Source organism: Streptomyces sp. NPDC058373 (assembly GCF_042723275.1).
In the GTDB taxonomy this organism is placed as follows: domain Bacteria; phylum Actinomycetota; class Actinomycetes; order Streptomycetales; family Streptomycetaceae; genus Streptomyces.
The window spans coordinates 84,675-94,392 of record NZ_JBHXJE010000024.1 but is presented as its reverse complement, the minus strand read 5'-3'; the positions used below and the strand labels follow the sequence as shown (position 1 = coordinate 94,392).

Genomic DNA, 9,718 nt, shown 5'->3' with positions numbered 1-9,718 from the left:
GGTCCGGGGCACCGGCCGCCCTCCTGGGGGTGGCTGCACGCTCCCGTCCGCCCCTCCCCCGGGCGCCCGCGAGGCGCCCGTCCCGAACCCCGGACGCCCGCGCGCTCAAACACCAGGCGTCCGGCGCACCACGGCGACACCGGCCCGCGCGGCCGAGGCAGCGGCCGGTGCCCGGCAGTCGAGGAAGTCTTCCGTGCGGTTTCGCCAGCAGGCCCTGACCAAGCTCCAGTCGCCCGAACAACTGGACCTGCCGGTGCGGTTCGCCCGCCCGCAGGGACTCCTGGTCCTCGCCGTCACCCTCGTGGTGATGGCCGCCGGCGGCGTCTGGGCCGTGACCGGCTCGGTCGCCACCACCCTCACCGCACCCGGCGTCCTCACCCACGCCCAGGGCAGCTACGTCGTCCAGAGCACCGTCGCGGGCCAGGTCACCGCCGTCCGCACGGCCGAAGGCCGGCGCGTCGCCCGCGGCACCCCGCTGCTCACCGTCCGTACCGCGCGGGGCGACGTGACCATCCGTGCCCTGGCCGCGGGCCGCGTCACCGCGCTCGCCGCCTCCACCGGCGCCGTCGTCACCACCGGCACCGACCTCGCCGCCGTGGAACGGCAGGCCCGCGCCGACGACCCGCTTCTCGCGGTGCTCTACGCACCGGCGGACAGCGGCAGTTCGCTCAGGACCGGCGCCGACGTCGACCTCACCGTGCAGTCGGTGCCCGCCCAGAGCTACGGCGTGCTGCGCGGCACCGTGAAGTCGGTCGGCCGCACCGCCAGGACCCGCCAGCAGATCTCCGCCGACCTCGGCTCCACGCAGCTCGGCGAGGAGTTCTCCCGGGGCGGGCCGCCGATCGCCGTGGAGATCCGGCTGCACCCCTCGAAGAGCACCCGCAGCGGCTACACCTGGTCGACCTCCGACGGCCCGCCGCACCCGCTCACCACCCTCACCCTCGTCGACGGCGCCGTCCACCTGGACGAACAGCGCCCGGCCGATTGGCTCCTCCCGTGACCGCACCCGCCGAGGCCCCCGCCGCCGGGACCGGCGCCACCGCCCCGCCCACGCCCGGCGGGCGCCGGGGCCGCCGCGCCGCCCCCTCCTCGTCCGGCCGCCGCCGCGCCGCGCCCCCGCGCCGTACGCCCCGCCGGCGCCCCGTCCGCACTCCCACCGTCCTGCAGATGGAGGCGGTGGAGTGCGGCGCCGCCTGCCTCGCCATGGTCCTCGCCCACCATGGGCGGCACGTCCCGCTGGAGGAGCTGCGGATCGCCTGCGGCGTCTCCCGCGACGGCTCGCGCGCCAGCAACCTCCTCAAGGCGGCCCGGAGTTACGGACTGACCGCCAAGGGCATGCAGATGGAGCCGGCCGCGCTGCGCGAGGTGCAGGCGCCGGCGGTGCTCTTCTGGGAGTTCAACCACTACGTCGTCCACGAGGGATTCCTGCGGCGCCCCGGGCGGCGCGGCGCGGTCCGCCTCAACGACCCCGACAAGGGGCGCCGGGTGGTGAGCGAAGAGGAGTTCGACGCCTCCTTCACCGGGGTCGCCCTGGTCTTCGAGCCGGGCCCGTCCTTCCGCAGGGGCGGGCGCAGGCCCGGCCTGCTCGGCGCGCTCCCGGCCCGGCTGCGCGGCACCGGCGCCACCCTGCTGACCGCCCTCCTGGCCAGCCTGCTGCTGGTCGTGGTGGGCGCGGCGCTGCCCGCGCTGAGCCGGACGTACATCGACCTGTTCCTGATCGGTGAGCGGACCTCGGTGCTCGGGCCGCTCTTCGCGGCGATGGGCGCGCTGGTGGCGCTGACCGCCTCGCTCACCGCCCTCCAGCAGGCCAACCTGCTGCGCGGGCGGATCATCTCCTCGACGCTGAGCAGCGCACGGTTCCTGCGCCACCTGCTGCGGCTGCCGGTGACCTTCTTCGCCCAGCGCTCCCCCGCCGACCTGGTGCAGCGGCTCCAGTCCAACGACGCGGTGGCCGAGACCCTCGCCCGCGACCTGGCGGCAGCCGCCGTCGACGGGGTGGTGGTGGTGCTGTACGCGCTGCTGCTGTGGACGTACGACCCGCAGCTCACCCTGGTCGGGGTGGGGATCGCGCTGCTGAACATCGTGGCGATGCGGGTGGTGATCCAGCTGCGGGCCACCCGTACGCAGAAGCTGCGGGCGGACAACGCGCGGCTCACCACCACCGCGTACACCGGTCTGCAGCTCATCGAGACGATGAAGGCGACCGGCGGCGAGGACGGGTTCTTCCGGCGGTGGGCGGGGCAGCACGCGACGACGCTGGAGGAGCAGCAGCGGCTCGGGGTGCCGACCGCGGTGTTGTCGGTGGTGGCTCCGGCGCTCGCCACCTTCAACAGCGCGCTGATCCTGTGGATCGGCGGGCTGCGGGCGGTCGAGGGGCACCTCTCGGTGGGGCTGCTGGTGGCGTTCCAGGCGTTGATGGTGCGGTTCACCGCGCCGCTGACCCGGCTCAACGGCGTCGCGGGCCGCATCCAGGACTTCGCGGCGGACGTGACGCGGCTGCGCGACGTGGAGGCGTTCCCGGCGGACGGGCTGTACCGCAGGGAGGGCGGCGGGGACGGTGAGGCCGACACCCGGCGGCTGGCGGGCCGGGTGGAGCTGGAGGGGCTGACGTTCGGCTACAGCCCGCTGGACCCGCCGCTGCTCACGGAGTTCTCACTGACGGTGGGTCCGGGGCGGCAGGTGGCGCTGGTCGGCGGCTCGGGCAGCGGCAAGTCGACGGTCTCCCGGCTGCTGGCGGGCCTGTACCAGCCGTGGGAGGGCACCATCCGCATCGACGGGCAGCCGCTGACGCAGATCCCGCGCTCCGCGCTGGCCGCCTCGGTCTCCTTCGTGGACCAGGACATCTTCCTCTTCGAAGGCACCGTACGGGAGAACGTCACCCTCTGGGACCCGTCCCTGCCCGACGAGGCGGTCCGCACCGCGCTGCGCGACGCCGGGCTGGAGGAGGTGATCGCCCGCCGCCCGGACGGCATCCACGCCCGTGTCGAGCAGGACGGGCGGAACTTCTCCGGCGGCCAGCGGCAGCGGCTGGAGATCGCCCGGGCCCTGGTGCGCCGCCCCAGCGTGCTGGTGCTGGACGAGGTGACCAGCGCCCTCGACGCGGAGACGGAGCAGCGGGTGATGGCGGCGCTGCGGCGGCGCGGCTGCGCCTGCGTCCTCATCGCGCACCGCCTCTCCACCGTCCGCGACAGCGACGAGATCGTCGTGCTGGACGGCGGCCGGATCGTGGAACGCGGCCGCCACGCCGAACTGGTCGCCCGGGACGGGGCGTACGCGGCCCTGGTCGAGGAGAAGTGAGATGACGGGCACACAGGGGGCGGCCCACGCCGTCCCGGCGGCCGACCCGGTGACGGCGGCGCTGGGCGGGCTCGGCGCGCCGGTGGAGGCGACCGGCGGGGTGGCGCTGCCGCTCGGCGGCCCCTCGGCGCTGTGGCTGGTCACCGAGGGCAGCCTGGACCTCTTCGCGGTGGCCGCCGCCGAGGACGGCCACTGGCACTTCCTCGGCCGCCTGGAGGCGGGCACGCTCCTGCTGGGCGCGGTCGAGGGGCCCCGGCACACCCTGGTGGGCCGCCTCTCCTCGCGGTGCGTCCTGCGCCGCCTGCCGCTGCGGGAGCTGTACACCCCGCAGGGCGGGCCCGAGGCGTACGACGGGTACGCGCAGGGCGCCGGGCCGCTGGAGCACGCGGTGGGGCTCGGCCTCGGCCGCGGGCTCGCGGTGCTGTTCGCGGCGCCGGCGGACGGCCCGGCGCCGGCGGACGGCCCGGCGCCGGGGGCGGGCCCCGCCGACGAGGACGTGCTCTGGGTGGACGTGCCGCCCGGCAGCGTGCGCCTGGGCGCCGACTTCGCCGCCGAGGCCGCCGCGGATCTGCTGGTCGACGGGGCGCTGTGGCAGTCCCTGGTGGACCAGCAGTACCGGCTGCTGACCGCCGTCGACGGCTGGGTGGAGCGGCTGGAGCGGGCCCACGAGGATCGCGCGGCGGCCGGTATCCGCGCCGGTGAGGCGGTCCGGGAGCGGGCCGACCAGGCACTGCTCGACTCGATCGGCCGCCGCGACCGCTCCCCGCGGGGGCGCGGTGAGGCGGGCGACGACGCGGTGTACGCGGTCTTCCGCCAGGTGGCGCGGGCGAGCGGCATCCCGCTGCCGGAGACCGCCGCCCGCTCGGTGGCGGGCGGCGGACGGCTCGACCCGGTGGAGCGGCTCGCGACCGCCGCCCGGATCAGGACCCGCCCGGTGCGGCTGGCCGGTGAGTGGTGGCGAACCGACGCCGGGCCGCTGGTCGGCAGGCGCGCCAAGTCCGGCGCCCCGGTGGCCCTGCTGTGGCGGCGCGGCCGGTACGAGGCGCTCAACCCGGCCACCGGCGCCCGCATCCGGGTGGGCGCCAAGGAGGCGGCCGACTTCGAGGAACGCGCCACGATGCTCTACCGGCCGCTCCCCACGGGCCCGCTGACACTGCGCAGGCTGATGCTGTTCAGCCTGCGCGGCTCCCGCGGCGACATGCGCAACCTCGCCGTCAGCGGCCTGGTCACGGTGGTGCTGGGCGCGCTGGTGCCGCTGGCCACCGGGCAGGTGCTCGGAGCGTACGTGCCCAGTGCGCAGACCGGGCTGATCGCGCAGATGTGTGTGGCGGTGATGGTGGCCGGGGTGGTCTCGGCGGCGTTCATGCTGCTGCAGTCGCTGACGCTGCTGCGGCTGGAGGGGCGGATCGAGGCGGCGTTGCAGCCGGCGGTCTGGGACCGGCTGCTGCGGCTGCCGACGGCGTTCTTCGCGGACCGGTCGACGGGTGAGCTGGCCAGTGCCGCGATGGGGATCAGCGCGATCCGCCGGGTGCTGTCGGGGATCGGCCCGACGGCCGTGCAGTCGGTGACGGTGGCCGGGGTCAATCTGGTGCTGCTGCTGGCGCACAGTGTGCCGATGGCGCTGGCGGCGATCGGGATGCTGCTGGTGGTCTCGGTGATCTTCCTGGTGCTGGGGCTCTGGCAGGTGAAGTGGCAGCGGAAACTGGTGGAGCTGGGCAACCGCCTCAACAACCAGGCGTTCCAGACCCTGCGTGGCCTGCCGAAGCTGCGGGTGGCGGCGGCGGAGAGCTTCGCCTACGCCGCGTGGGCGCGCGGGTTCGCGCGCAGCCGCCGGATGCAGCAGAAGGCCGGCCGGATCAGGAACCTCTCCACGGTGCTGAGCGCGGTGTACCTGCCCCTCTGCTCGCTGCTGATGTTCATGCTGCTGGCCGGTCCGGCGCGGGGCACCATGTCGGCGGCCGAGTTCCTCACCTTCAACACGGCCGTCACCATGATGCTGACCTCGGTGACGCAGCTGACCGGCGCGCTGGTGTCGGCGGTCGCGGTGCTGCCCCTGTACGAGCAGGTCCGCCCGGTGCTGGACGCGGAGCCGGAGGTCCGCGCATCGGCGAGCGCACCCGGCGAACTGACCGGCGCGCTCCAGGCCCGCGGGCTGTCCTTCCGGTACGCCGAGGACGGCCCGCTGGTTCTGGACGACGTGTCGCTGTCGGTGCGGGCCGGGGAGTTCGTGGCGGTGGTCGGCCCGAGCGGCAGCGGAAAGTCGACGCTGCTGCGCCTCCTCATCGGCTTCGACCGGCCGCTTGCGGGGGCCGTCCTCTACGACGGGCAGGACCTGGCGGCCCTCGACCAGGCGGCGGTGAGGCGGCAGTTGGGCGTCGTGCTGCAGAACGCCCAGCCGCTGACCGGCACCGTGCTGGACTGCATCTGCGGTGCGGAGGTGTTCACGCAGGAGGAGGCGTGGGCGGCGGCCGAGGCGGCGGGGCTGGCCGACGACATCCGGCGGATGCCGATGGGCCTGCACACCATGATCGCGCAGGGCGGGGCGGTCTCCGGCGGCCAGCGCCAGCGGCTCATGATCGCCCAGGCGCTGATCCGCCGCCCCCGGCTGCTCTTCCTCGACGAGGCGACCAGCGCCCTGGACAACGGCACGCAGCGCACCGTGATGGAGTCGACGCGGGCGCTGGACGCGACCCGGATCGTGGTCGCGCACCGGCTGTCGACGGTCATGGACGCCGACCGGGTGCTGGTCATGGACGGCGGCCGGATCGTGGAGGAGGGCGCCCCCGCCGATCTGCTGGCCCTCCCCGACGGCCGGCTGCGGGCGCTGGTGCGCAGGCAACTGGCGTGAGGGTCCTGGCCAGTCTCCGGCGGCGGCCCGGCGGGGAGGCTTCCCTCCCGGAGTACGAGTCGAGGGAGACGCGAGTTGCCCGGCAAGGAGAAGGCGGCGGCCACCGCGCCCCGGGCGCCTGGTCTTCGCCCAGCTCGCGGTGGTCGCCGCGGCGGGCGCGGTGATCGCCTTCTTCGCCGTGGAGACCAAGGGGAAGACCCTGGAGGAGCTCAACTCCTGAGCCGGAACACCCCCTTCACCGGGCCCCGCGCGGTACCGCCGCGCGGGGCCCGCGCACGTCAGGCCGCCGTGTCGCGTCCGCGGCGGAGCGCGACGGCGCCCCCTACCGCCCCCGGCAGCAGCACCGCGCCACCGCCCCGCCCCGGAGCAGCACCCCCGGCACGCCGGACGACTCCGGGACGCGTACGGCCAACTCCTTGCGATGGAGTCCCCGGCGCCGGAGACGGCGAGCCGGGCATCCTTCCCGCCCGGGCGCGAGCCGCAGGGTGGCGTTCTCGGTACCCCTGTCCGGACGTCCCGGCCGCGCCGTGAGCCCGGCAGACAGGAGGGGCAGGAAAGGAGGGCACCCCGCCTCGCAGAGGGGGCGACCCGCCGATGAGCCCCGCTCACCGGCGACTTTCACTTGAACTCTCAAGCATCGGCTATGCTCGGGCCCAACCTTGCTTGATCTTTCAAGCAAGGCCGCTGTGTCCGCCTGCCCCCACACCTCGCGGGAGTACCCCTCCATGACGGCCCCCAGCACCTCCCCCACCCGCCCGCTCTCCGCCGACGGCCCGCCCGGAACCGCTCCGCGCCCGGCCGGTCTCGACGCCGGTCTGCTGCTGCTCCGGATCGTGGTCGGCGCGATCATGGCCGCACACGGTGCCCAGAAGCTGTTCGGCTGGTTCGGCGGCGGCGGCATCGACGGGACCGCCCAGTTCTTCACCTCCGTCGGCTACCCGGCCGGGGAGACCATGGCCACCGTCGCCGCGCTCACCGAGACCTTCGGCGGCCTGGCGCTGATCCTCGGCCTGCTCACCCCGCTCGCCGCCGCCGCGGTCACCGGCACGATGATCAACGCCCTCGCGGTCAAGTGGAACGGCGGCTTCTTCTCCCCGGACGGCGTCGAGTACGAGCTTCTCCTCACCGCCGCCGCGGCCGCCCTCGCCCTGACCGGCCCCGGCCGCCTCGCCGCGGACCGCGCCCTGCCGCCGCTGCGCGACCACCGCACCACCCACGGCGTCGGGGCCCTGGCCCTCGCGGTGATCACCGCGGGCGTCGTCCTGCTGCTGCGCGGCTGACCAGCCCGGAGGCGCCCGGGCCGCTCCGGCGGTCCCGGCGCCTCCTCCGCGTGCCCGGACTGCCCGGCCCCCGTCATGGGGTACACCCACCCCATGACCCCGACACCGGCACCCGCCCCGTACCGCCTGCTCCCCGGCGCCGAGGACTCCCCCGTTCTGCTCCACGTGCCGCACTCCTCGCGCGTCGTCCCGCCCGAGGTGCGCCGCGACCTCCTGCTGGACGACGCCGCCCTCGCCCGCGAACTGGACCTGCTGACCGACGCGCACACCGCCGAACTGGCCGCCCTCGCGACGGCGCTGGCCCCGCACACCCCCTGGCGGTTCGTCAACGGCCTCTCACGGCTCGTGGTGGACCCGGAGCGGTTCCCCGACGAACGCGAGGAGATGGCCTCCGTCGGCATGGGCGCCGTCTACACCCGCACCGCCCACCGCACCCCGCTGCGCCCCGACGGCTTCGACCCCGCCCCGCTGCTCGACCGCTACTTCCACCCGTACGCCGAGGCGGTCACCGAGGCCGTCCAGGACCGGCTGAACGCCACCGGCCGCGCCGTCATCCTCGACGTGCACTCCTACCCGGCCCACACGCTCCCCTACGAGCTGCCCCCGACCACACCCCGCCCGCCGGTCTGCCTGGGCACCGACGCCTTCCACACCCCGCCCGCGCTGCTCGCCCACGCCCGGGCCGCCTTCGGGGACGCCCCCGCCAGCGACCTCGACACCCCGTTCGCCGGGACCTACGTACCGCTCCGCTTCCACGGCACCGACCCCCGGGTCACCGCCCTCATGCTGGAGCTGCGCCGCGACACGTACCTCACCGAGCCCGCCGGGGCCACCCACGCGGGCCTGACCACCCTGGCCAAGTCACTGGCCGACCTGGTCGACCGGATCTCCGGGTGAACCGCCCCGGACGCGCCGCGTCCCGCGCCCCCAGGACGGGGACGCGGGACGCGTTCACGGTGCCGGCGGGCCGGGCGGGCGGGTCAGAAGAAGACCCCGCACCGCAGGGAGACGTTGGCGTACGGCGTCGCCTCGCCGGTACGGACCACCAGGCGGACCCGGGCCGTGCGGGACTTCAGCTCCTCGTGGCTGACGTACTCCAGCGCGGACAGCCGGTCGGCGAGCAGCCCGGCCGTGCCGGGGCTGGCCGCGCGCACCTCCTCGGCCGCCGTCGCCCCCTCCACCACCAGCTCCGCCAGGAGCCCGTCGAGGACCTCCGCGAAGGAGGGGACCCCTGCCCGGAAGGCCAGGTCGACCACGCGAGGGCCGGGAGGTATCGGCATGCCCGCGTCGCAGACGAGGAGCTCGTCGCCGTGGCCGAGCTCGGCCAGCGCCCCGGCGAGGTGCCGGTTGAGGATGCCGGAGCGCTTCACGGGGCCGCCACCTCCTCGGCGGTCGGGTACGACGCCTGGGCGCCGGGCCGGGTGACGGCGGCGGCGCCGACCCGCACCGCGTACCGGGCCGCCTCCACCAGGCTCTCGCCGAGGCCGAGCCGCCAGGCGAGGGCGGCGGTGAAGGCGTCGCCCGCCCCGGTGGTGTCGACCGCCTCGACACGCGGGCTAGGCACCCGCACCCCGTCCTCGTCACCGGGACCGGCGACGAGCGCGCCGCCCGCGCCGAGGGTGACCACGACCGAGCGCGGGCCGAGGGCCAGCAGCCCCCGCGCCCACTCCTCGGGGGCCTCGCCCGCCTCCTCGCCCAGGATGAACCGGGCCTCGTGCTCGTTGACCACCAGCGGGTCGCAGGCGGCCAGCACCTCGGCGGGCAGCGGCGCGGGCGGCGACGGGTTGAGCACCAGGCGGCCGTCGGCCGGAAGGGTCCGCGCCAGCTCGGCCACGGTCTCCAGCGGGATCTCCAGCTGGGTGGAGACCACCCGGGCCCCCGCGACCAGCGGTGCGGCGGACCGCACGTCGGCCGGGGTGAGTCGGCCGTTGGCCCCCGGGGAGACGACGATGCTGTTGTCTCCCGAGGGGTCCACGGTGATCAGGGCGACCCCGGTGGGGGCCCCGCCGACCAGCACCCCGGAGGTGTCGGTGCCCGCGGCGCGCTGCGCGTCGAGCAGCAGCCGGCCGTGGGCGTCGTCGCCGACCCGCGCCAGCAGCGCCGTACGGGCGCCGAGGCGGGCGGCGGCGACGGCCTGGTTGCCGCCCTTGCCGCCGGGGTGGACGGCGAGGTCGGAGCCGAGCACCGTCTCACCGGGGGCCGGCCTGCGCTCGACGCCGATCACCAGGTCGGCGTTGGCCGAACCGACGACCAGCAGGTCGTGACCGGCGAGCTGTTCCTGCACGATGGTTTC

The 9,718-nt window shown here is 75.8% G+C and carries 7 protein-coding genes; 5 read left to right on the top strand and 2 right to left on the bottom strand.

Annotated elements, in window-relative coordinates; genetic code table 11:
* Nucleotides 1-193 precede the first annotated feature (193 nt).
* From ACFWMZ_RS16245 to ACFWMZ_RS16225, 5 genes are all read left to right on the top strand, one after another.
* On the top strand, nt 194-1,000 hold the full coding sequence (locus tag ACFWMZ_RS16245) for an HlyD family efflux transporter periplasmic adaptor subunit (protein WP_383180042.1): 807 nt from the start codon (nt 194-196) through the stop codon (nt 998-1,000).
* A complete protein-coding gene (locus ACFWMZ_RS16240; RefSeq protein WP_383202110.1) occupies nt 997-3,297 on the top strand; it encodes an NHLP family bacteriocin export ABC transporter peptidase/permease/ATPase subunit in 2,301 nt (766 codons plus the stop codon). The genes ACFWMZ_RS16245 and ACFWMZ_RS16240 overlap by 4 nt, the downstream gene beginning before the upstream one ends.
* A 1-nt stretch (nt 3,298) precedes the next feature.
* Complete coding sequence (locus ACFWMZ_RS16235) at nt 3,299-6,145, top strand: NHLP bacteriocin export ABC transporter permease/ATPase subunit (RefSeq protein ID WP_383202107.1); 2,847 nt, start codon at nt 3,299-3,301, stop codon at nt 6,143-6,145.
* 725 nt (nt 6,146-6,870) lie between these two features.
* Nucleotides 6,871-7,425: a DoxX family protein gene (locus ACFWMZ_RS16230; RefSeq protein WP_383180033.1), complete on the top strand. Its 555-nt coding sequence runs from the start codon at nt 6,871-6,873 to the stop codon at nt 7,423-7,425.
* 75 nt (nt 7,426-7,500) lie between these two features.
* A complete protein-coding gene (locus ACFWMZ_RS16225; protein ID WP_383180030.1) occupies nt 7,501-8,322 on the top strand; it encodes an N-formylglutamate amidohydrolase in 822 nt (273 codons plus the stop codon).
* Between the two features lie 83 nt (nt 8,323-8,405).
* Here the strand turns inward: ACFWMZ_RS16225 and rbsD are convergent, their stop codons facing one another.
* Together rbsD and ACFWMZ_RS16215 are read right to left on the bottom strand one after the other, a co-directional pair.
* Nucleotides 8,406-8,795, bottom strand: coding sequence for a D-ribose pyranase (gene rbsD, locus ACFWMZ_RS16220; RefSeq protein ID WP_383202104.1), 390 nt, complete (start codon nt 8,793-8,795; stop codon nt 8,406-8,408).
* The gene (locus ACFWMZ_RS16215; protein WP_383180054.1) at nt 8,792-9,709 is read right to left on the bottom strand and encodes a ribokinase; all 918 of its coding nucleotides are present in this window, start codon (nt 9,707-9,709) and stop codon (nt 8,792-8,794) included. Before ACFWMZ_RS16215 ends, rbsD begins: the two co-directional genes overlap by 4 nt.
* Nucleotides 9,710-9,718 lie beyond the last annotated feature (9 nt).